Source organism: Rhodococcus sp. HM1 (assembly GCF_023218075.1).
Taxonomy (GTDB): domain Bacteria; phylum Actinomycetota; class Actinomycetes; order Mycobacteriales; family Mycobacteriaceae; genus Rhodococcus.
This window is the reverse complement of sequence record NZ_JALPTB010000059.1, coordinates 19,761-40,981: the sequence shown is the minus strand read 5'-3', so window position 1 is coordinate 40,981 and position 21,221 is coordinate 19,761. Positions and strand designations below refer to the sequence as shown.

Genomic DNA, 21,221 nt, shown 5'->3' with positions numbered 1-21,221 from the left:
CCGCCCCACCCATCGATGCAGGTCGCGATCGTGCATCACGGAAACCTCCACGACTCGGCGGTAGAAACGGCATCCTGATGAGCAGGCGGCACGCCTCGATGAGTCTCGGGCGCCCAGGAGGTCTACCCGATCATGAGAAAGCTGATCTATCCCTACGGCGTCTCCCTGGACGGCTACGTCAACGACCGCGACGGCAACATCGACTGGACGGACCCGGACGAGGAGCTGCACCAGTTCCACAACGACAGGTTCCGCGAGCTAGAGATCTCGCTGCACGGCCGCCGAATGTACGAGTTGATGGCCGAGTACTGGCCCCACATCCCTGAGGATGCGTCGCCCATCGAGCGTGAGTTCGCCGGACTCTGGACGGAAAAGCGCAAGGTCGTCTTCTCCCGGACGCTCACCGAGGTTCATTGGAACAGCACTCTGGTCGGTGAGAACGCGGTCGAGGAGGTCCGCAGGCTCAAATCCGAAGGTGACGGTGTCATGGAGGTCGGTGGGGCGAACCTCGCGGCCTCGCTGATCCCGCACGGGCTCATCGACGAGTACCAGCTGTTCGTCTCGCCCGTGGTGCTCGGCGGTGGCACACCGCTCTTCCCGCCGCTGGACAAGCGCATCCAGCTCCGGCTAGCAGAGACGAGGCATTTCGCGACCGTGGTGATGCTGCGCTACGTCGCAGACTGAAACTTGTCGGACCCCCTCGATATAGTTCGAACATGCTTTCGATGGGGGTACGAGGGGACGAGGTCGGGGCGCGGCTTGCTGCCCTCGACACCGCTGTCGACGGCCTGCTCGAAGACGATCTGACCGGCCTGTCGAACGACGACCTGGTCGAGTTCTTCCAGCGCTTCGAAACCGTCCTGCGCAAGGCCACTGCCGTCGGGCACCGGGCGATCGTCGAGGCCGTCGAACGGCGGGTCCCGGAAGACCTCGGGTGCCGCTCGATCAACGACTTCCTGGTCGGCACGCTGCGGGTCTCCGGCGCCGACGCAGCGCGCCGCGTCAAGGGTGCGAGGAAGGTGGGGGTGTGGCACGCCGTCGACGGCGGCGGCCTCGAGCCGGACCTGCCCGCCACCGCGGCGGCGGTGCGGGACGGTGCGATCGGACCCGACCATGTCGCGGCCGTCGCGAAGACCATGCGGAAGGTGCCGCGCACGGTCGGGTTCGACGAGATCACCGTTGCCGAGCAGATCCTGGCGGATGCCGCGCGTTCGGTCACCCCCGAAGAAGTCGCCAAGATCGGGGCGCATCTGCTCGCGTATCTGAATCCGGACGGGGACGTGCCCGACGAGAAGGAACGCAAGCGGCGGCGTGGTCTGCGGATCGGCAAGCAGGGAACGGATCTCATGACGCCGATCTCGGGGCTGATCGATCCCGAGACCCGGGCGCTGCTCGAACCGGTGCTGGCGAAACTCGCCCGGCCGGGCATGAACAATCCGGACGATCCCGAATCGCCCTCCGGTGATGTCGAATCCGAGACCCTCGACCGCGATGCGCTGGCGAAGGCCGCGGCCCGCGACACCCGCACCGCGGTGCAGCGCAACCACGACGCGTTGAAAGTCGCCCTGCGGCAACTGCTGTCGTCGGGTGTGCTCGGCAGCCATCGGGGACTTCCGGTGACCGCGATCCTGACCATGACCGTCACGCAACTCGAGGAAGCGACCGGCATCGTGACCACCGCGTCCGGTGGGCTGGTGCCGATCCGGGACGCGCTGCGCATGGCCGAGAACGCCCATCCGGTGCTGGCGGTCTTCGATCATCATGGCCGGCCGCTGCATCTCGGCCGCGCCAAGCGCTTGGCGTCGGTCGATCAGCGGCTGGCGTTGATCGCCGCGTCGGGCGGTTGCACCCGGCCGGGCTGCGATGCTCCGGCGACACTCACGGCGGTGCATCACATCAGAGAGTGGAAGGACGGCGGGCTCACCGACATCACCAACGAGGATCTGGCGTGCGATGCGTGTCATGCGTTGGTGCACGACGGGCACGGTGGTTGGGAAACGCGCGTTGCGTCGGCAGGTTCGGAGTATCCGGGTCGCACGGAGTGGATCCCGCCACCGCACATCGACCCCGAGCAGAGACCTCGGGTCAATCACCGGCATCACCTCGGTGATCTGCTGTCGGCGGCGTTGGCGCACTACCGCGCCCGCCGCGAAACCGAGCTGCGCGAGCATCGCAGGCGGTGGATGCGGGAACCCTCCGGGGACGCGAACGGCGACGCGCCGTAGTGCCGTTGCGGTTCTATTTCTTGAAGCGCCCTGCGAATCCGCGCAGCGGCAGGTCCGCACTCGTAATGATGCCGGGAGGTGCGGCGACCACGGACTTGATCGAGTTCAACACCGGTAGTCCGGTGACGGTCATGCCGATGGACGCGAAGTTCGCCGGATCGGACAGGTCGAAACCCTTGCGGGGGAAGATCATGTGCTTGTTGTAGATGTTCGGATCCCCGGTGATCTGGGTGATGTAGCAGCCCTGGATCTTCCACGCGGGATCGGTGTGCGGAGTCATCTGCCATTCGAGGTGGGTTTCCACCCGCGGCACACCGTCGACCAGCCCCTGGTATTTGATGTAGCTCGCGCCGAGGGAACCTTCCGGCAAGAAGTACCAGCCGAGGTCGACGTCCTTCGTGCACGCTCCGAGTTCGTAGCCGAAGGTCACCTCGTCGAGTTCGAGGTCGAAGGCGTCGGCCATCAGGTAGACCGAGTCGGCGAACACGGCGGTGTACTTGTAGAGCGAGTCCGGGATGGTGGGGTCGTCGATCGGACGCCCGTATCCGACGGCCTTCCACGTATCGACGGAATGGTGGCACGAGACGTCGACCGATTCGGTAACGGTGACGTTCTCGATCTCGGAGACATCGGCGGAGTTGACGATTCCGAGGATCTGGCACAGTCCCGGATTCATTCCCGTGCCGTAGAAGGTGGAGTTGCCGCGTTCGCACGCTGCCTGGATGACCTCGCTGACCTTCCGGCCCGAGGGATGCGGATGGTTCTTGTTGCGGTGGTAGCCGGTGATCCAGTCCGCCGTCGTCACCACATCGATGCCGGCCTCGAGAACCCTCTCGTAGAGATCTTCGTCGGGGAACACCCCGTGGAATGTGAGGACGTCGGGTTCGGCGGCGAGGATCTCCTCGACCGATCCGGTGGCCGTCACGCCGATGGGACCGATACCCGCGATCTCGCCGGCGTCCCGGCCGAGCTTGTCGGGGGTGTAGCAGTGCAGCCCGACGAGTTCGAGGTCGGGATGGTTGCGGATCCGGCCGATCATCTCCGTGCCGAGGTTGCCGGTCGCAACCTGGAACACCCGGACCTTGTCGGAGGTGCTCATTTCTCGTGGACCTTTCTGTCGGGTGGGTGAAGCCTTTCCGTCGGCCGGGAATTCAGGCCGGGAATTCAGGCCGGGTAGAACTGCGCCGCCCATTCGCGCAGGGCCCGGAAGCCGTCGAATTCCTTACGGGTCAACGCGGGAGGATCGGAATAGCGCTGATGCGCCCAGATGTGGATGTCGGCTTCGAACTGCCCGATGACGAAGTCCGCCATCGTCTTTCCGTACCGGGTCATCTCCGGGCCATCGTCGCCGGGTTTGCGTCCGATCCACACCGTGAAGCGGACGTCGGAGGTGGATTCGTCGACGGGTGTGACCGCGGGCATCGTGCGGTTGTCGATCATTCCCCAACTCTTGGTGATCGAGCAGCCCAAGCCGGCATTGATCGATTCCACCCCGCTGGCGATCTGGCCCTCGGCCACGTTCTCGTCGAACGAGACGGTGAAGTCGACGTAGGAGACGGGTCCGGAGAAGTCGTGGCGGGTGAATTCGGGGACGAAGGGTGTCTTGTGGACGAACTTGAAATGGGCGAAATCGACCCCGTTCTCCAGGGTGTACTGCGGATGTAGTTCCAGCCCTTGTCGGTACAACGTCGCCGCGGGCACCGGTGGGTAGTAGTCGGCGGCGGTCCTGCCGTCCCCGAACGCCTCGAACATGTCCGGGACCTCGAAGTAGGGCTCGCGCCCTTCGGTGTCGTACCAGATCCATACTGCTTCGTTCCGCTCGACGACGGGATAGCTGCGGATCCGGCGACCTTTGTTCGGGCGGTTTTCGTAGGGAATGCAGACGTTGCGGCCCGCCCGGTCCCATTCCCACCCGTGGAACGGGCACACGAGATTCTCGCCCTCGACGTGGCCTCCGTAGCCGAGGTGGGCGCCGAGATGCTCGCAGTAGGCGTCGAAGACCGCGATATGCCCGGAAGCCGATCGCCACGCCACCATGTCGCGGCCGAAGTACTTCATCCTGTGAACGGCGCCGGTTCCGATCTCGGCGCTCCAGGCCACTTGGAACCAGCCTGTCGGCTCCATACACAAGGGTGGCTTCGCCAACTCGGTCCTCCAGCACTCGAAACGAAACGGTGGACGGGACATCGGAAGAGCTGTGATCTCTGCCACGAGACGTGAGCGATCGTAGAACCGTCTTCGAAAATATGCAAGAGGGTTCTGTGAAAGTGGTCCCGCTGGTCAGCGCTGTAGACTCGCCGTTCGTGGTGGAGGCGGCGGTGAGCGGGCGACGTGCGAACAAGCGCGGCATAGAGACGCGGGACAGCATGATCAAGGCAGCCATCGCTTCCTTGGCCACAGGCGATCCCGCGGCCGTGTCCGGCAACCGGATCGCCCGGGACATCGGCGCGACCTGGGGTGTGGTGAAGTATCAATTCGGGGATATCGACGGCTTGTGGGCCGCCGTTCTCCGCTACACCGCCGATAAGCGCGGCGATCTGCCGGCGGGAATCAAGCCGTACGGCACGCTGCACGAACGGGTGACCGCTCTGATCGAGGCCATGGCGGTGGGCTTGCGTACGCCGGAATCACTGGCGATCGAAACTCTCCGTGCTGCGCTACCGCGTGACCATGCGGAACTCGAGCGGGACTACCCGCGTACCGCAGCGGAACTGGCTTCATGGAAACCCAACTGGGACAAGGCTGTCGAGCGATCCTTCGCCGACCTCGGCCTCGATCCCGTCAAGCTGAGGCAGGTGGCGGCGCTCATTCCGGCAGCGATGCGCGGAATCACCTCGGAGCGGACCTTGGGTACCTACGGGAATCTCGACGATGCCCTTGCCGGGCTGATCGGCGGGATAGTCGCGTATCTCCAGGCGTGACGTGACCCACCGCAACCCACGACATCCGACCTTCCATCCCGAGGTGAATACATGACTCGCTCGACCGACCTGACCGCGACCGAGATCACGCAGAACATCGTTCGCGGGGCCGCCGAACTCGAGCGCACCGAACACGGCCTCCTCCCACATCGGCTGCCCGCCTGGGCCCGCCGTCAGTGCGACGACCCGCAGCTGCTCATGGCCGAATCCCAGCCGTCCGGTGTGCGGCTGGTCTTCCGTACCCGCGCGACCGTCGTCGAGCTGGACACACTTCCCACAAGGCGGACGTACATCGGAGCGCCGCCACGTCCGACCGGCGTCTACGACCTGATCGTCGACGGACGACTCGCCGGACAGGCCGGTGCGGAAGGCGGAAACGTCATCGTCCTCGATCTGGCGACCGGCAGCGTCGAACACCGCCCGGGGAACGTCGGTACCGTGCGTTTCGCCGACCTGCCTGCCGCGCCGAAGACGGTCGAGATCTGGTTGCCGCACAACGAAACCACCGAGCTGGTCGCGCTGCGCACCGACGCACCCGTCGAGCCGGTGGAGGACGCGGGTCGCCCGGTGTGGCTGCATCACGGCAGCTCGATCAGCCACGGGTCCAACGCCGCTACTCCCTCCGGAATCTGGCCTGCCCTCGCCGCTGCGCGCGGGGGAGTGGAGCTGATCAACGTCGGGCTCGCCGGCAGCGCCCTGCTCGACCCGTTCACCGCGCGCACGATGCGTGATACCCCGGCGGACCTGATCAGCGTCAAGATCGGCATCAACGTCGTCAACTCCGACGTGATGCGACGCCGCGCGTTCGGCCCGGCCGTGCACGGCTTCCTCGACACCATCCGGGACGGGCACCCGACCGCACCGCTGCTCGTCGTCTCGCCGATCCACTGCCCGATCCACGAGGACACTCCCGGGCCCGGAGCATTCGACACCGCGGCCCTCGCCGCCGGGACGCTCGCGTTCGTCGCGACAGGGGATCCGGCCGAGCGTGCAGCCGGGAAGCTGACGCTCACGACGATCCGCGAGGATCTGGCGCGCATCGTCGCGCAGCGTGCAGAGGACGACCCGAACCTCTACTACCTGGACGGGACCGATCTCTACGGGGAAGCCGATCATGCGGTGCTGCCGCTGCCGGATCGGCTGCACCCCGACGCCGAAACGCACCGGCTCATCGCGGAACGGTTCGCCGAGCGTGCCTTCGCGGGCGGCGGGGTATTCGCGTAACGGGGCTTCTCCGGGTTGCGTTGACCGCGTCAGTCCGCGACGAGCCGCGCCGCACCGTAGAGGCCGGTACCGCGCTCACGTTGCCGGCCGATGACGTAGCGGCCCGGTGCGATGCCCGTGGCGCCGTGCTCGGGGTGGACGAGGTAGGCGACACCGGTCACCTCGACGATCCCGAGCGCGAGACCCCGCGGATCGGTAACCGGCGCGGTCCACGTGCACGCGTCCTCGTCGGCGACAAGCGAATGCGGATTGCCCCCGGCGGCGCTGCGCAGCAACTCGATCCCGGACGCGGGAACCGGAACGGTACGGGTCCACGGATGGCGTGTCACCACGCCGGCGAGCATCGTGTGCGGGACGACGATGAGATCGCCCTGGGCCTGCGGTCCGTCGACGACCGGCACGGACACCTCGCGATCGAGGTGGTCGAACACGTCGATGCCGCTCCAGGTGGTGATGTCGGACAGGGTTCGAAGAGCATTCATGGGAATCACCTCGGGGAGTTCAGGTCCGGCGCACGAGCCGGGAATAGTCGGAGCCGCTGATGCCGTAGGTCCATCCGGCGGCGTCGAGGGCGGACGGAGCCCACGCGGGGACGGGCAGTCCGTAGCGTCGACGGGTGCCGTCGCGTTCGAGAGATCCGTTGACGGCGAGCAGGATCCGCCCCGGCGAGCCCCAGCCGCCGGGACTGTCGTACAACTCGAGCAGGCAGCCGGGATTACCGGGATCCTCGGTGCGGTCGACGAGGGTGAGCGCTGCCTTCTCGATGTAGGTGTCCCACCCGATGCGCTCGATCGCGCACCGCCGGATCTCGACGTTGCGTTCGCGTCCGATGCGCTCGGCGGTCGGATCGAGCACCACCCAGTCCGGGACGATGGTGCCGTGATGGACGAAAGACCGTGTTCCATCGGGATATTCGAGTGCTGCCCGGTTCGGGTGGTGGAGGCGTCGTTCACCCTCGGCGCCGCCCGAGTGACGGCTCGGTGTGCAGTTCGCGGGGGCGTTCGGCCATCACGCACACCCGCTCGAACGCCCACCACCATCCGGTGGCGCCGACCAGTGCGGCCTGTGCGTCGAGAAGCTCTCTGTCGAGTGCTCCGAAACCGACGAGACCGCATCGCCGGATCGTGTCGTAGTATCCGACCCGGTGCGCTTCCTGCTGCCCGTACCAGCTCACGGTGCCGACAGGTCGGGGAAGTGTTCGCCGGATCGCGGGGGCCACCGCGTCGAAAAGGGTGGTACGCAACGAGTTCCAGACCATCCTCCGGATGAGCTGCTCCGGATTCGGAGACGTCCCGAACCGCGACGACGGATAGCGCCGCCGGATCCGCTCGTCCATCCGACTGCGCGTGGCCGACAACAGCGACGCGATCCGCACGGACGGATGGGTGTCGTCGAGCGCCGAGAACGGTCCCGGGATCGATTGATGCGCAATGAATGTCGATGCAGCTGCGGGTGACGGCACCCACACGAATTCGGGTGGATCGAAACCGGAACGCCGATAGAGTTCCGCAACTGCGTTTTCCGCGACAGAACGATCGGCGGGTCGAGTGCTCAGTCCGTGCGCGAGCCACTGATCGCGCAGTTCTCGGACGGCGGCGATCATGCGATGGGGGCGGAGGCCGCCTTTCCTGTTGTCATGGTTGTCGAGGATGGCACGAAATCACCGGTGGCGCAAGAATCATGCGGGGATCGGCGCGACGGTGGTGATCTCGCCGCCGAGGATCCGCTGCCGATTCTCGGCGAGTCGACGCTCGCCCAGGCGCTGCAACCAGCGCTTCCCGGCCGGTACGCGACCGATCACCTGGTGCTTGGCCACATTCACCGCGATTCGGGCAGCCGGGTACCACGGCGGACGCACCGGAACATTCAGCGCCCGGACCGCGGCGGGACCGAGCAGGGTGGTCGCGAGGGAGAGCCCGCGCTCGTACTCGTAGCGTCGGCGCAGCGGGCCGAACCCGCTTTCGCTGGAGGTGAGAGGCAGATCGACCAGCGACTTCGCGAGCAGGAGGCTGTGCTCGTCCGCGGCCGGTGACGCCGAGCCGATGTGATACATCATCCGCAGTCCCTTGCGCAGGTCGAACTGCAGCCAGTGCTCGTCGACACCCATCAGCCAGCCGACGTAACACCACAGGTGCAGGACGGCCTCGGCCTCCCGGCGGGTGTAGCGCACACCGAGTACGCGCGTGTGGAGCAGGAACGTGATGGAGAACAGGCCCAGGGTGCCGGCCTGGTCGAACTGATTGATGGGGAGACCGCGTTCGGCCGTGTCCCAATCCGTTTCGTGTTCGTGGTGGTAGTTCACGAAGGCGTGCATGAGCCGGACGTGGACGGACAGGATGAACCCGTCGCCGAAGCGCTCGAGCCCGCCCTCCTCGGTGCAGCCGTACCACCACGCACCGGTCTCGGCGATGCGCCGCAGGGTCCGGTCGCCGGTGAGCTTGCCCGAGCCGGTGAGGATCGGCAGCGGTCCGGAATTGTTGTACCCGCCCAGCAGGGAACCGTAGGCGAGGACGTCTGCGGCGTCGGTGCCGACACGGCGCAGGATCCGGGCGCCGAGGGCGATCTTGTCGCGGTCGACCCAGCCCGGTGTGTCCTCGAGGAGTGCGAAGTAGTCGCGCAGGGGCTGCGGGGCGTCGGGCACGGAGTCGATGCCGTGGTGGAGCGCCTGCCGGAACTGGGCCATCGTGACGGTGCGGTCCTCCCGCATCGCGCGGACCAGTGCCGCGCTCGGTTCGTCCCGCTCGAGCAGTGCCCGTCGGAGTCGGTCGGCCTCCTCGGGGTCGGCATCGGGATTCGGCCACGCGAACGGGCGCAGGGGCGCGGTGACGCGCGCGGTGCGCTCACGGTCGCGCATGTAGCGGGTCGGTGCGTATGCCGGGATCGTCACGACACCACCTTCCGACTGACAACTCCCATTGTCAATACTGATCGATCCAGAAGATGCGGTCCTCGACTGTGGGGTGTCCGTCGAACGGGCGATATGCAGCGTGTGGCGACGCTGGAAACATCGGGCCGAAATCTCACCTGCGAATGTACGGAGGCCACGTGTCAGGGAAATCGATCCGACCGAACTTCAGGGCGCGCAGCGTGATTGCTGTTGCCGGAACTGCGGTTGCCGTGGTCGTCGCGGGACCGGCGGTCGCGTCCGCGGCGCCGCTCACGGGAAGCGCCGGCAGCAGCGAGCTCGGCGACGGCATCATCGACTTCGGCAGCAGTGTCGTGAACTTCGGCAGCAGTGTCATCGACTTCGGCAGCAGCATCCTGGGCAGTAGCCCGGGTGGGGGTGGCATCGTGCCGCAGACGCAGCAGTGCAACGAGTCGACCCGGTCGGGCGGTGCGGGAGTCACCGAGACGATCCACCAGATCGGCCGAACCGGTCCGACCGCATTCGTTCTCGAGCACGAGACCTTGAACATCCCGGACCTGATCGAGGTGTTCTACGAGGGTGCACGGGTCCACAGCACCGGCTTCATCGGCGACAACCTCAACGAGGGGACCGGCTCCGTGCTCGTCACTATCCCCGCCGGCGCTGCGACGTCGGTGGTGGTGCGTGTAACCGGTCCCGCCGATACCGCCTGGGACTACACCGTCCACTGCCCGGGCTCCTGATCGACGCTCCCGTAAGGCCTGCGACTCGGTGAACGACTTCCTGCATCTGCCCTGCAACATCTTGTGATGCGCATTTCGGCCGTCCTAAGATTGTCCTTGCCGCCGCTGGGTGTAATGGGTAATACATCAACTGGTGTGAACGGAATTCGTATTCGGGTGTCGCGCATCCGTTCACACCAGCGTGCCGATCTCGATGCCCCGGATCGGTGGCCATTTTTCCGGAATACACGTCTACGTCGGTTGAACTGCGCAGCAGGGGGCAGTCCGGTTCCGGCGGTCGATCGCGGCCGTGTCCCAGCAGCATTCGCGTGACTTTCGACCGACGACGGTGCATTCCGTGACTCCTCGAGGGAGCACTCGGCCATGTCCCCAATCGTCCCCACCCCGACAGCTCGCCTTTCGATGCGAATTGCTGTGGTCGCATGCGCCGCCTTCGGCGCTTTCGGCCTCCTCGGAGCCACCGTCGCGCAGGCGATTCCCACACCGACTCTGCCACCGACCGGCGGCAACGCCGAGTGGCAGTCTCTCGCGCAGAATTGCTACACGGGCGCGATGAGATCATGTGACTCTCTTGCCGATCAGACCAAGTTCTCGAACGCGCCCGAAGCGCTCGCATACAACGACTACGGATTCTCCTGCGGGGGACGGGTCTACTACGACCCGAACGGTGTGTACATGAGTTGCTACGAGCAGTTCGGATGACGGCTCGGCGGGTTGCCGGCAGGGGTGTTCACCGTGCCGTCGGAATGCCGTGCGAACCGCCCGGTTTCGCGATCGTGTACGACGTCCACGCGATCCCACGGCCATCCACCGAACTCGGTGCGGCGATAGTCGTCGTACGCCTGCTGGAGTTCGGCGGTCGTGTTCATCACGAACGGACCGTGCTGGGCGACGGGTTCGCCGATCGGAACCCCCTGCAGCAGGAGGATCTTCGCGGGTTCGTCGCCGGTCTCCACCACGGTCGCCCGGAGGGCGGACTGGGCGAAGCCGTCACCCGCGGTCACGTCGAAGCCTTCGACGACCGCACGTGAGGCGTCGCCGTAGACGTAGAGCACCCGGCGGGTGTCGGCGGTCGCGGGCGCCGGAAGTTCCACCCGCGCGTGCGGTTCCAGGTCGATCAGCCACACCGCGATGTCCGACCGCGGATCCGATGCCCACGAATTGACCGGCGGGGCAACGGGTTCGGCATCGCCGTAGCGTCCCGCGATCACCTTGATCGTGGCCGTGCCGCCGTCCGGGCCGCGGACCGCCACGACGGGGATGTCCTCGTTCCACTGCATCGTGAACTCGGGTGACGCGGCCTTGCCGGTGGCGGGCAGATTCAGCCAGATCTGGAACAGTTCGAACGGATTGTCGGCGTTCTGTTCGAGCAACGGGAACATCTCCGAATGCGAGACGCCGGTGCCCGCGGTCAGCCACTGCACGTCACCCTGCCCGTAGCGCGCGGTCGCGCCGGTCGAGTCGGCGTGGTCGACGTAGCCGCGTTCGACGATGGTGATCGTCTCGAAGCCACGGTGCGGATGCGCGGGAAAACCGGGCACCGTCCGTCCGTGATACATGCTCCAACCCGCTGGGTTGTCGAAGTCGCTGCCGAGATCGTGGCCGTCCACCGACGCCGGGCCGAGGTTCGCGGTTCCGGCAGGGTAGCGGTCGACGTGGTGCATCGCGAACAGGAAGGGATCGAGCGCCTGCCAGGGGCGGCCGAGGCGGAAGACGCTGCCGGTGTGGGAGCCGTGAGAGCGCTGCGTGGTCATGAGAACACTCCGTCCATGTGGTGCCGAGCTTGTGCCCACTACAACCGAACCGAAGGTACTTTCATTCCGAAAGTGGATTGTACTGCGGTTATAGTGGAGTCGTGGCCACAACGAGCGGCAAGGTCCCGCGATCGGACGCCGAATACGCTGCCGTCGCCGCAGCGGCGGCAGCGGCCGTCGCGAGTCGTCCGGGTGGGGCCCGCAGCCTGACCGTCGACGACGTGCTGTGCGGCGAGTCGTCGGTTCGGTCGGCGCTGGACACCATCGGGGGAGCGTGGTCGATCCTGGTCCTGACCGCATTGCGCAGCGGACCGTGCCGATACAGCGAGATCAAACGTGCCGTCCGCGGAATCAGCGATCGCCGGTTGTCGGGCACGCTGCGGGACTTCGTACGCGACGGGCTGACGGAACGGCGGGTGCTGAGCACCATCCCGTCCCACGTGGAGTACGAGCTCACTCCGCTGGGGCGGGAGGTGAGCGACTCGGTGAGCACCTTCGTCGTCGACATCATGCGGCTCGCGCCGCGGGTCGCGGCGGCGCGCGCAAAGTCCTGAGTGTCGCCTGGTCTCACGTCGCCGTGATCGTGCCGCCGTGGTTGTCTGGTCGGCGTGACGACGAAGTGGGTGCGGCCGGCGATCGGGGTTCTCGCGTGGATCGCGACGGCGATCGGAGCGATCGGGGTGGCCCTGCATCTCAGTCCGTCGTCGGCGCGTGTGCTCGTGCTCGCCGCATCGGGGGCGCGGTACCTGATGGCCGGCGCGGTCGTCGGGGCGGTCGCCTTCGTGGCACTCCGGCGCCGGATCGGCGGGGCGGTCGCGGGGCTCGTGGTGGCCGGTGCGGTCGTGACCCAGGCGCCACTGCACGTCGGGAGCGCGGCCGCGGTCGACGGCGTCGACGTGCAGGTGATGCAGACGAACATTCTCTTCGGGGGAGCCGACGCTGGCGCCGTGGTGGGTGAGGTCCGCGAGCGGAACGTCGGGATCCTCACGGTCGACGAGTTGTCGCCGGAGGCCGTCGACGCGTTGAGCCGGGAAGGTCTCGACGAGCTGCTGCCGCACCGGTACGTCTCGCCCGCCGTCGGTGCGAACGGAACCGGGATCTGGAGTGCCTACCCGCTGTCCGGCACCGTCGAATACGACGGGTTCGTGATGAGCCAGCTCTCGGCGACCGCCGAAGTTCCCGGTGTCGGACCGGTCGCGGTGTACGCCTTCCATCCCGTGCCGCCGGTCTTCGGTACCCGCGTGTGGGCCGACGAACTGTCCCGGCTGAAGGACATTCTCGAGCGAACCCCCGGGACGCTGCCGGCGATCGTGGGCGCCGACTTCAACGCCACCTCCGACCATGCGCAGTTCCGCGCGCTGCTGTCCGGACGTTTCGGTGATGCCGGCGAACAGGTGGGTGCCGGGAATCTGGTCACCTACCCGACCGACAAGCGGCTCCCACCCGTGGTCGGCATCGACCACATTCTCGTCGCGGGGGGACGGGCGACAGAGGTGACGGCCGTGGACATTCCGGGTGCGGACCACCGTGCGGTAGTAGCCCGGATCGTTCTGGATGCCGACCGGCCGTAGAACAGGCGACGCCGCCCAGGCCCCGGGTTCTCCATCTCGAACGAGACGGGAACCCGGGAACCGTGGCCGGCGTGTGGCTCAGAGGGACAGGATCGACGCCGCCGCCGTTCCCGGCGCGCCGTAGACCTGCGCGAGGCCGACCCGCGGGTTGTTCGGCACCTGACGGTCGCCGGCCTGTCCTCGCAACTGCAGCACGAGCTCGTGGACCTGGCGGATACCGGACGCACCGATCGGTTCGCCGTTGGCGATGAGACCTCCGTCGGTGTTCACGGGCATCGACCCGCCGATCTCGGTGGCACCCTCGGCGAGCAGCTTCTCCTGGTCACCGTCCGCGCACAGCCCCGTCTCGGCCATGTGGATGACCTCGGCGCCGGCATCGGTGTCCTGGAGCTGCGCGACGTCGACGTCCTCGGGGCCGATGCCGGCGGCCTCGTACGCAGCCTTCGCCGCGTACACGGTCGGGGAGACGTCCTCCTCGAGAGCGGCCCAGGTCGCGTGCACTTCGTAGGCACCGTACGTGCGGGTGCGAATGGCGGTGGAGCGCAGGAACACCGGCTTGTTCGAGGTGTACTTCGAGACCAGGTCGCCGCGGCACATGATGACCGCAGCTGCACCCTCGTCGGGAGCGCAGAACATCTTGGCGGTCAGCGGGTAGTTCAGCATCGGCGACTCGAGAATCTCCTCGAGGCTGAACTCGGTGCGGCGGAAGGCCTTCGGATTGAGGCCACCGTTGCGGTAGTTCTTCGCCGCGACCCGGGCCAGCGTCTCGTGCGAGATGTTGTGGTCGATGCAGTACCGGTTGGCCTTCATGCCGAAGAACTTGGTGGTGACGAACTGGCCGTTCTCGGCATACCAGGCGGGCAGGCCGAGCATCGCGGGATCGGCGGTGAACGCGCCGCGCGGATGCTTGTCGGTGCCGACGGCGATGCCGATGTCGTACTTGCCGGAGCGGATACCGTCGGCGGTCTGCTCGATCGCGCTGGCCGACGTGGCGCAGGCGTTGAACACGTTGGTGAAGGGGATGCCGGTCAGGCCCACCAGCCGCGTCACCGAGTCGGTGTTGTCGACCTCGTAGCTGCCGCCGATGCCGAACTGGATGTCCTTCCACGCGACACCCGAATCCTCGAGTGCGAGTTGGATTGCGTCGGCCGCCATCTCGATGGCCGACTTGGTGCCGAATCTGCCGAACGGGTGAAGGCCCACACCGATGATGGCAACGTCGTTCATAGTTTCAGGGACTCCTCGATCAGGTGTGTACGGATCAGATCGGCGCGAACGCCCACGTGACGATCTCGGTTCCGTCCTCGTCGGTGTAGAACGGAACGAACGTGAGCTCGAGCTCCATGCCGGGCTGCAGCTTGGCCGGGTCGGTCTCGGTCACTCGCGCCTCGACGCGCACGACATCGCCGAGCTGGATCAGTCCGAAGACGAACGGCTTGAAGGTGGCCGCGGTTTCGTTGCCCGCGTAGGGCTGCTTCGGGACGAATCCCTGCGTCGTCCAGGCCACCAGCGTGCCGCGCCGGGGGAGCAGCAGATCCGAGATGTTCGCGCCGCTGCAGCGCGGGCAACGCGGCTGCCGCGGCCACGTCGTCGCGGAGCAGTCGTCGCAACGGCTGCCGATGAGCTGCGGATCCTCCGCAGGCCAGGTCGAAACGTCGGGCGCGAGCGCCTTCGTTGTCATGAGCACGTCCTCCGTTGTCCGGTGCCGTCGCGACCGCTTGTCGTCGTATTCCGGCATGCTGCTCACGTTAGACGGAAATGACGTTCTCTACAACGAGAGCGCTGTATTCACACGGTCGCGCCAGTCGGAGGAGTCGTCGGCCGGGGATGACGGCCGGGGATGGCGGCCGGTCGGTCGCGGGACTCGAGGAGGAGACTCGAGGAATCAGTAGCGCATGCGGCGCCGCCGCGGGGCCCGCTTGCGCCGCTTGTGTCGCGGCTGATCGTCACGGAGTCGCGACTCGGCCACGCGCTTCGGCCGCGCTCCGGAGGTGTAGTAGCTCTCGAGCACGGCGTTCATGTCGGCGATCGCTTGTTCCCTCGCGCGACGGTCCTCGATCCGCAACAACTTCTCGCGCAGATCCACGGCGAAGGCGGCGTATTCGTTCTGCCAGTCCCGGCCGGTCATGTCCGCGCGCGGCTCGGCGGTGCCGAGCGGTTCGGCCGGTCCGCCGGCGTGCAGGCGGTACCGCGCTCCGAGGTCCGGGGCGACCACGGTGAGTGTCGGATCGAGTTCCTGTGCGGCGCCGGCGAGAGCTGCGAGCCCATCGGGTTCGCCGTGGTCGAGGAACACCGCTCCGGAGACGGGTGTGCGGTCACGCAGCCACTCGATCAACTCGTCGTGGTCGGCGTGCGCGGAGTAGGTGTCGATACGCCGGATCTGTGCCCGCACGTCGACGTCGGACCCGGAGATGCGCACGCGCTCGGCGCCGTCCAGGATGATGCGGCCGAGCGAGCCCTGCGCCTGGTAGCCGACGAACAGCACCGTCGAGTCGTGGCGACAGAGGTTGTTGCGGAGATGGTGGCGGATCCGTCCCGCCTCGCACATGCCGGACGCGGCGATGATGATCGCACTCGAGAAGGTGTCGATGCGCATCGACTCCTCGGCATCCTGCGTGTACTCGAAAGCGGGGTGGCGGAAGATGTTTCGGCCGTCGAGATCCTCGAGTTCCCCGGCGTACCGGGCGAAGACGTCGGTGGCACGAATCGCCAGCGGTGAATCGACGAACACCGGTACCTGGGCGATGCGGTTCTCGTCGACGAGGTGGGCGATGTCGAGGAGCAGTTCCTGGGTCCGTTCGAGAGCGAACGAGGGAATCACCAGATTGCCACCGCGGCCGAGGGCACGATTGATCTCGTCCTCGAGTACCGCCCGGCGTTCCGCGATGGTGCACCGCGGTCGTGTCCGACCTCCGTACGTCGACTCGCACACCACGTAGTCCAGATGTGACGGCCCCTCCGGATCGGCCTGGAACGCTTTGTGTTCGGGCCCGAGATCCCCCGAGAAGAGCATCCGCACACCGCCCACCTCGAGCTCGACGGACGCCGAACCCAGGATGTGGCCTGCGTTCCACAGGCGGGCGCGGAATCCGGGAACCGGTTCGAACCACTGGTCGAGCGGCACCGGCCGGGTGTGGCGCCAGGCTTCGAGCGCGTCGGCCTCGGTGTATATCGGTGCGAACGGCTTGTGGCCGGCGCGGTCTCGTCGCCGGTTCCGGCGTTCGGCCTCGAATTCCTGGATGCGGCCGGCGTCGGCGAGCATGAACTCGAGCAGGTCGGCGGTTGCGGCCGTGCAATGGATCGGGCCTGCGAAACCTTTGGCCACCAGTTTCGGTAGGAGCCCGCAGTGGTCGATGTGGGCGTGCGTGAGGATGACGGCGTCGACCGAATCCGGATCGAACGGGAACTCCGCGAGGTTGAGTCTCTCGAGGCTCCGGGAGCCCTGGAACAGACCGCAGTCGACGAGGATCCGTCGGCTGTCGAAGGTGACTTCCATGCACGAACCGGTCACGGTCCGGGCGGCACCGTGGAAGGTGATCTCCGGAAATTCTGTCACGGGTTCCTCCACCGCCTGGGCTGCGCGAGGCATCGCGAGTGGATCCACGCTATCCGATGCGACTCGACCCGGTGGTGATGGCCTTCGACACCTCGCGACCGTTCAGTGAGAACCTGTTCCAATTCCAGCCGAATGTGGTTATCGTCACGTGCGGAAGTTCGAATGTGATGGAGGGTGATGTCAGATGAAGACCAAGGGTGCGCTGCTCTGGGGGATCAACGAGCCGTGGTCGGTCGAGGAGATCGAGCTCGGCGATCCCGTTGCGGGCGAAGTGCAGATCCGCATGGAAGCGGCCGGACTGTGCCACTCCGACCATCACATCGTCACCGGCGCCACGCCGATGCCCAGCTACCCGGCGATGGGCGGACACGAGGGTTCCGGCGTCATCACCAAGGTGGGTGAGGGCGTCGTCGGGCTCGAGGTCGGCGACCACGTCGTGCTCTCGTTCATCCCCTCGTGTGGGCGGTGCCCGTCGTGTGTCACCGGGCATTCCAACCTGTGTGACCTCGGCGCCGGCCTGCTCAGCGGCCAGGCCATCTCGGACGGCACCTACCGCGTCCAGGCTCGCGGGGAGAACGTCATCCCCATGTGCCTGCTCGGTACGTTCTCGCCGTACATGACGGTCAACCAGACCCAGGTCGTCAAGATCGACAAGGATGTCCCGTTCGAGCTGGCCGCGCTGGTCGGCTGCGGCGTGCCCACCGGATGGGGATCGGCCACTCACATCGCCGACGTCAAGGCCGGCGACTCGATCGCGATCATCGGCGTCGGTGGTGTCGGCATGAGCGCGCTGCAGGGTGCGGTCGCGTCGGGTGCCCGCCACGTCTTCGCCATCGATCCGGTGCCCTGGAAGCGGGAGCAGGCCCTGAAGTTCGGTGCCACGCACGCCTACGCCTCGGTCGAAGAGGCCATCGTCCCGATCATGGAGATCACCTGGGGCAGGATGTGCCAGAAGACGATCATCACCGTCGGCGAGATGACGGGCGAGATCGTCGACCCCGCGCTGACCATCACGGCCAAGGGTGGTCGGTGCGTCATCACCGCGATGGGCTACATGTCCGACATGGACGTCAAGCTGAACTCCTACCTGTTCGCCATGCTGCAGAAGGAACTGAAGGGCAACATCTTCGGCGGCTGCAACGTTCGCGTCGACATCCCGAACCTGCTGGATCTCTACAAGTCCGGGCAGCTCAACCTCGCGGACATGGTCACCCGCACCTACAGCCTCGAGCAGATCAACGAGGGCTACCAGGACATGCTCGACGGAAAGAACATCCGCGGCGTCATCCGCTACACCGAAGCAGACTGGTGACAACCGGACTCGCGCCGGTCTTCTAGTCTGGACCGGTGCGCACTCTGGAGCTCGTTTCCCAATGGCCGGTCGACCACGCCGCCGCCGCAGTTCTGACCCGCGGCGGCGTGGTCGGCACCGTCGGTGAGACCGCCGAGGTGTATCCGCTGGCGTCGGTCACCAAGCCGCTCGTTGCGTACGCGGTGCTCGTCGCCGTCGAGGAAGGGGCGATCGAACTCGACCAGCCGGCGGGCCCTCCCGGATCCACGGTCCGTCATCTGCTGGCCCACGCCTCCGGTCTCGCATTCGGGGAGCAGAAGGTCCAGGCCGAACCCGGCCGCAAGCGCATCTACTCGAGCGCCGGATTCGAGGTGCTCGCCGATCTGATCGCCGACGAGACCGGAATCGCGTTTCCGGACTACCTGACCGAGGCCGTGTTCGAACCGCTGGGCATGCGCGAATCCACGCTGCCCGGGCCCGCGGGGCACGGCGGTCACTCGTCGGTCGCCGACCTGTCCCTGTTCGCCGCCGAACTGCTCGCCCCCACACTGATCTCGGAGGAGACGTTCGCGGCCGCGACCTCCGTCCAATTCCCCGGGCTCGACGGTCTCGTGCCCGGTTACGGCATGCACAAGCCCAACGATTGGGGCCTCGGATTCGAGATCAGGGGGCACAAGAGCCCGCATTGGACCGGATCGGCCAACTCGCCTCGCACTTTCGGACATTTCGGGCAGTCCGGCACGTTCCTCTGGGTCGATCCCGAACCGGGCATCGCGTCCGTCGTACTGACGAACCGCGCCTTCGGAGACTGGGCGAAACCCCTGTGGCCCGCGTTTTCCGACGCTGTTTTGGGTGAGATCACAGAAACCTCTCCGGTTCGCTAGCGAAACACCGGTCACAGGGGCAAACTGTTTCGAGTGTCGCCGGGTGCGACCGCCGTGGACGACGGGCGTTGGGGAAGACGTTCTCGTCGAACACGGAGGTGTGTATGCGCGCGTCGAACCAGTTCGCGGATGCGACAACAGGAGTGGTCTACATCCACTCCTCGCCCGCTGCTGTGTGTCCACATATCGAGTGGGCGCTGGCTGCCACCCTCGACAGCCGGCCCGATCCGACGTGGATCGGCCAGCCCGCGGATCCGGGCCTGCTGCGCACCACCGTCAACTGGACCGGCCCGGTGGGCACCGCCGCGAGGATCGTCGACGCCCTGCGGGTGTGGCAGATGCTGCGTTTCGAAGTCACCGAGGATCCCAGCGAAGGTGTCGACGGCGAGCGCTACAGCTACGCTCCCGGCCTCGGATTGTGGCGCGGCAACACCTCGGCCAACGGGGATGTGGTGGTCGGTGAGGGCCGTCTGCGTGCCCTCCTGGCGTCGGGCAACCTGGCCGCCGAACTGCATCGGGCCCTCGGGACCGCGTGGGACGAAGTGCTCGAGCCGTACCGCAGCGGCGGCGACGGCGCCGAGGTCACCTGGCTGCGCCGCAACGTGGGCTGACCCGCTACGGTTCCGAGGATCGAACCTCCCCGAGACGAATACGCCGAAGCCCTTCCGGATCGCGGATCCGGAAGGGCTTCGGTCGTGTCTGCGTCCTACAGGGGAATGTTCTTGTGTTCCCCGCGCGCCGGAGCCGCGGCGGCGAGCGCCGCGGTGAGGGTGCTGCGGGTGGTGGCGGGATCGATCAGTTCGTCGACGACGCCGATGGACATGGCCCGCCCGACACCACCGGCGATCGCCTCGTGTTCGGCGGCGAGACGGTCGTGCAGCGCTTCGCGCTCCTCGTCCGGCGCGGCAGCGAGAGCGCGCTTGTGGAGGATGCCGACGGCGGCCTTGGCGCCCATCACGGCGACCTCGGCCTCGGGCCACGCGAACACGGCGGTCGCGCCGAGCGCACGCGAGTTCATCGCGATGTACGCGCCGCCGTAGATCTTCCGGGTCACCAGCGTCACCCGGGGCACGCGTGCTTCGGCGAAGGCGTGCAGCAGCTTCGCGCCGCGGCGCACGACGCCCTCCCATTCCTGGCCGACACCCGGCAGGTAGCCGGGGACATCGACGACGACGACGAGGGGCACACCGAACGCATTGCACATGCGCACGAACCGCGCGGCCTTCTCGGCGCTCTCCGAGTTGAGACATCCGCCGAGCCGTAGCGGGTTGTTGGCGATGACCCCGACCGTACGACCGCCGAGGCGGCCGAATCCGGTGACGATGCTGCGTGCCCAGTTGCCTTGCAGCTCTTCGAAACTCGATTCACCCTCGACGTTGTCGAGGAGTTCGTGGACGATCGGCCGCACGTCGTAGGCGCGCCGCGGGGATTCGGGGAGCAGCGCCCGCAGGTCGGTGTCGCCCCGAGCGGCGAGCTCGATGTCGAACTCAGCCTGATCGGCGAGCATCGACACCAGGCGCCGCGCGCGGTGGAGCGCGTCCTCTTCGTCCTCGGCGGCGATGTGCGCGACACCGGACTTCTTGGTGTGCGTGTCCGGACCACCGAGCGATTCCATGTCGACCTGTTCACCGGTGACGCTGCGCACCACGTCGGGTCCGGTCACGAAGACGCGTGCCTCCGGCGCCATGATGACGATGTCGGTGAGGGCGGGGCCGTAGGCGGCGCCCCCGGCGGCGAAACCGAGGACGACGGAGATCTGGGGCACCCGGCCGGACGCGCGGACCATGGCCTCGAACACGAGGCCGACGGCGTGCAGGGCCTCGACACCCTCGGCGAGGCGAGCGCCCCCGGAGTGCCAGAGGCCGACGACGGGCAGGTCGCGTTCGATGGCGGTGTCGATCGCGGCGACGATGTGCTTGCAGCCCTCGACACCCATGGCGCCACCCATGACGGTGGCGTCGGAGCAGTAGGCGACGGTGCGGATGCCGTCGATGTAGCCGATCGCGGCGAGGACGCCCGACTTGTCACGCGGATGCAGCGTTTCGGTGGTGCCGGCGTCGAACAGATTCTCTAGCCGCGCGAGCGGGTCTCGAGGGTCCACCGCGGTGTTCCGAGTGTCGGCAGGATCCAGGATGGTCATCGGTGCTCCTCGGGAAGGCGGGGTGGTGGGGTGTTCGTGGTGGAGG

General features: G+C 67.0%; 21 protein-coding genes and 1 pseudogene. 11 read left to right on the top strand and 11 right to left on the bottom strand.

Going from position 1 to position 21,221, the window contains the following annotated elements; genetic code table 11:
- Positions 1-132: 132 nt before the first annotated feature.
- The gene (locus M1M07_RS24830) at positions 133-684 is read left to right on the top strand and encodes a dihydrofolate reductase family protein (RefSeq protein WP_248675881.1); all 552 of its coding nucleotides are present in this window, start codon (positions 133-135) and stop codon (positions 682-684) included.
- Between the two features lie 32 nt (positions 685-716).
- Positions 717-2,225, top strand: a complete 1,509-nt coding sequence (locus M1M07_RS24825; protein WP_248675880.1) for an HNH endonuclease signature motif containing protein — start codon at positions 717-719, stop codon at positions 2,223-2,225.
- 13 nt (positions 2,226-2,238) lie between these two features.
- Here M1M07_RS24825 and M1M07_RS24820 read toward each other — a convergent pair whose 3' ends face one another.
- Together M1M07_RS24820 and M1M07_RS24815 are read right to left on the bottom strand one after the other, a co-directional pair.
- Positions 2,239-3,324, bottom strand: coding sequence for a dihydrodipicolinate reductase (locus M1M07_RS24820; protein WP_248675879.1), 1,086 nt, complete (start codon positions 3,322-3,324; stop codon positions 2,239-2,241).
- 65 nt (positions 3,325-3,389) lie between these two features.
- Positions 3,390-4,370 carry a Rieske 2Fe-2S domain-containing protein gene (locus M1M07_RS24815; protein WP_197257842.1) on the bottom strand — a complete coding sequence of 327 codons (981 nt, stop codon included), beginning with the start codon at positions 4,368-4,370 and terminating at the stop codon, positions 3,390-3,392.
- 158 nt (positions 4,371-4,528) lie between these two features.
- On the opposite strand from M1M07_RS24815, the gene M1M07_RS24810 reads away from it, so the two are divergent.
- Positions 4,529-5,146 carry a TetR/AcrR family transcriptional regulator gene (locus M1M07_RS24810; RefSeq protein WP_197257862.1) on the top strand — a complete coding sequence of 206 codons (618 nt, stop codon included), beginning with the start codon at positions 4,529-4,531 and terminating at the stop codon, positions 5,144-5,146.
- Positions 5,147-5,197: 51 nt separating this feature from the next.
- On the top strand, positions 5,198-6,370 hold the full coding sequence (locus M1M07_RS24805) for a GDSL-type esterase/lipase family protein (protein ID WP_197257840.1): 1,173 nt from the start codon (positions 5,198-5,200) through the stop codon (positions 6,368-6,370).
- Positions 6,371-6,399: 29 nt separating this feature from the next.
- Here the strand turns inward: M1M07_RS24805 and M1M07_RS24800 are convergent, their stop codons facing one another.
- From M1M07_RS24800 to M1M07_RS24790, 4 genes and pseudogenes are all read right to left on the bottom strand, one after another.
- Positions 6,400-6,852, bottom strand: a complete 453-nt coding sequence (locus M1M07_RS24800; RefSeq protein WP_197257838.1) for a hypothetical protein — start codon at positions 6,850-6,852, stop codon at positions 6,400-6,402.
- A 19-nt stretch (positions 6,853-6,871) separates the two neighbouring features.
- Positions 6,872-7,261 (bottom strand): annotated as a pseudogene (locus M1M07_RS33110) (DUF6745 domain-containing protein); the annotation flags it as partial.
- Between the two features lie 58 nt (positions 7,262-7,319).
- A complete protein-coding gene (locus M1M07_RS33105) occupies positions 7,320-7,832 on the bottom strand; it encodes a DUF6745 domain-containing protein (RefSeq protein ID WP_308200844.1) in 513 nt (170 codons plus the stop codon).
- 216 nt (positions 7,833-8,048) lie between these two features.
- Positions 8,049-9,257 (bottom strand): oxygenase MpaB family protein, encoded by a 1,209-nt coding sequence (locus tag M1M07_RS24790; protein ID WP_248675878.1) that lies wholly within the window; start codon positions 9,255-9,257, stop codon positions 8,049-8,051.
- A 203-nt stretch (positions 9,258-9,460) separates the two neighbouring features.
- Between M1M07_RS24790 and M1M07_RS24785 the strand changes: the two genes are divergently transcribed.
- Together M1M07_RS24785 and M1M07_RS24780 are read left to right on the top strand one after the other, a co-directional pair.
- Positions 9,461-9,979: a hypothetical protein gene (locus M1M07_RS24785; protein WP_248675882.1), complete on the top strand. Its 519-nt coding sequence runs from the start codon at positions 9,461-9,463 to the stop codon at positions 9,977-9,979.
- A gap of 363 nt (positions 9,980-10,342) precedes the next feature.
- Entirely contained in the window at positions 10,343-10,681 is a 339-nt protein-coding gene (locus M1M07_RS24780) for a hypothetical protein (protein ID WP_197257836.1), read from the top strand.
- Here M1M07_RS24780 and M1M07_RS24775 read toward each other — a convergent pair.
- Positions 10,663-11,733, bottom strand: coding sequence for a pirin family protein (locus M1M07_RS24775; RefSeq protein WP_248675877.1), 1,071 nt, complete (start codon positions 11,731-11,733; stop codon positions 10,663-10,665). The genes M1M07_RS24780 and M1M07_RS24775 overlap by 19 nt on opposite strands.
- A 101-nt stretch (positions 11,734-11,834) precedes the next feature.
- Between M1M07_RS24775 and M1M07_RS24770 the strand changes: the two genes are divergently transcribed.
- The gene (locus M1M07_RS24770; RefSeq protein WP_248675876.1) at positions 11,835-12,287 is read left to right on the top strand and encodes a helix-turn-helix domain-containing protein; all 453 of its coding nucleotides are present in this window, start codon (positions 11,835-11,837) and stop codon (positions 12,285-12,287) included.
- A 54-nt stretch (positions 12,288-12,341) separates the two neighbouring features.
- Positions 12,342-13,304 carry an endonuclease/exonuclease/phosphatase family protein gene (locus M1M07_RS24765; protein ID WP_248675875.1) on the top strand — a complete coding sequence of 321 codons (963 nt, stop codon included), beginning with the start codon at positions 12,342-12,344 and terminating at the stop codon, positions 13,302-13,304.
- A gap of 78 nt (positions 13,305-13,382) precedes the next feature.
- Here the strand turns inward: M1M07_RS24765 and M1M07_RS24760 are convergent, their stop codons facing one another.
- The 3 genes from M1M07_RS24760 to M1M07_RS24750 all read right to left on the bottom strand — a co-directional run bounded on the left by M1M07_RS24760 (position 13,383) and on the right by M1M07_RS24750 (position 16,860).
- Positions 13,383-14,531: a thiolase family protein gene (locus M1M07_RS24760; RefSeq protein ID WP_197257834.1), complete on the bottom strand. Its 1,149-nt coding sequence runs from the start codon at positions 14,529-14,531 to the stop codon at positions 13,383-13,385.
- Positions 14,532-14,565: 34 nt separating this feature from the next.
- A complete protein-coding gene (locus tag M1M07_RS24755) occupies positions 14,566-14,985 on the bottom strand; it encodes a Zn-ribbon domain-containing OB-fold protein (protein ID WP_197257832.1) in 420 nt (139 codons plus the stop codon).
- A 204-nt stretch (positions 14,986-15,189) separates the two neighbouring features.
- Positions 15,190-16,860 carry an MBL fold metallo-hydrolase gene (locus tag M1M07_RS24750; protein ID WP_248675874.1) on the bottom strand — a complete coding sequence of 557 codons (1,671 nt, stop codon included), beginning with the start codon at positions 16,858-16,860 and terminating at the stop codon, positions 15,190-15,192.
- 184 nt (positions 16,861-17,044) lie between these two features.
- Between M1M07_RS24750 and M1M07_RS24745 the strand changes: the two genes are divergently transcribed.
- From M1M07_RS24745 to M1M07_RS24735, 3 genes are all read left to right on the top strand, one after another.
- Positions 17,045-18,172: an NDMA-dependent alcohol dehydrogenase gene (locus M1M07_RS24745; RefSeq protein ID WP_248675873.1), complete on the top strand. Its 1,128-nt coding sequence runs from the start codon at positions 17,045-17,047 to the stop codon at positions 18,170-18,172.
- Positions 18,173-18,207: 35 nt separating this feature from the next.
- Complete coding sequence (locus M1M07_RS24740; RefSeq protein ID WP_248675872.1) at positions 18,208-19,035, top strand: serine hydrolase domain-containing protein; 828 nt, start codon at positions 18,208-18,210, stop codon at positions 19,033-19,035.
- 104 nt (positions 19,036-19,139) lie between these two features.
- The gene (locus tag M1M07_RS24735) at positions 19,140-19,646 is read left to right on the top strand and encodes a DUF3145 domain-containing protein (protein ID WP_197257821.1); all 507 of its coding nucleotides are present in this window, start codon (positions 19,140-19,142) and stop codon (positions 19,644-19,646) included.
- A 95-nt stretch (positions 19,647-19,741) separates the two neighbouring features.
- Here M1M07_RS24735 and M1M07_RS24730 read toward each other — a convergent pair whose 3' ends face one another.
- Positions 19,742-21,175, bottom strand: coding sequence for an acyl-CoA carboxylase subunit beta (locus tag M1M07_RS24730; RefSeq protein ID WP_248675871.1), 1,434 nt, complete (start codon positions 21,173-21,175; stop codon positions 19,742-19,744).
- Between the last annotated feature and the right edge of the window lie 46 nt (positions 21,176-21,221).

Coding starts and splice junctions, on each gene's coding strand:
- M1M07_RS24800 (WP_197257838.1), bottom strand. CDS start 6,852: ATGAATGCTCTTCGAACCCTGTCCGACATCACCACCTGGAGCGGCATC.
- M1M07_RS24780 (WP_197257836.1), top strand. CDS start 10,343: ATGTCCCCAATCGTCCCCACCCCGACAGCTCGCCTTTCGATGCGAATT.
- M1M07_RS24735 (WP_197257821.1), top strand. CDS start 19,140: ATGCGCGCGTCGAACCAGTTCGCGGATGCGACAACAGGAGTGGTCTAC.
- M1M07_RS24805 (WP_197257840.1), top strand. CDS start 5,198: ATGACTCGCTCGACCGACCTGACCGCGACCGAGATCACGCAGAACATC.
- M1M07_RS24730 (WP_248675871.1), bottom strand. CDS start 21,175: ATGACCATCCTGGATCCTGCCGACACTCGGAACACCGCGGTGGACCCT.
- M1M07_RS24820 (WP_248675879.1), bottom strand. CDS start 3,324: ATGAGCACCTCCGACAAGGTCCGGGTGTTCCAGGTTGCGACCGGCAAC.
- M1M07_RS24825 (WP_248675880.1), top strand. CDS start 717: ATGCTTTCGATGGGGGTACGAGGGGACGAGGTCGGGGCGCGGCTTGCT.
- M1M07_RS24830 (WP_248675881.1), top strand. CDS start 133: ATGAGAAAGCTGATCTATCCCTACGGCGTCTCCCTGGACGGCTACGTC.
- M1M07_RS24755 (WP_197257832.1), bottom strand. CDS start 14,985: ATGACAACGAAGGCGCTCGCGCCCGACGTTTCGACCTGGCCTGCGGAG.
- M1M07_RS24745 (WP_248675873.1), top strand. CDS start 17,045: ATGAAGACCAAGGGTGCGCTGCTCTGGGGGATCAACGAGCCGTGGTCG.
- M1M07_RS24775 (WP_248675877.1), bottom strand. CDS start 11,733: ATGACCACGCAGCGCTCTCACGGCTCCCACACCGGCAGCGTCTTCCGC.
- M1M07_RS24760 (WP_197257834.1), bottom strand. CDS start 14,531: ATGAACGACGTTGCCATCATCGGTGTGGGCCTTCACCCGTTCGGCAGA.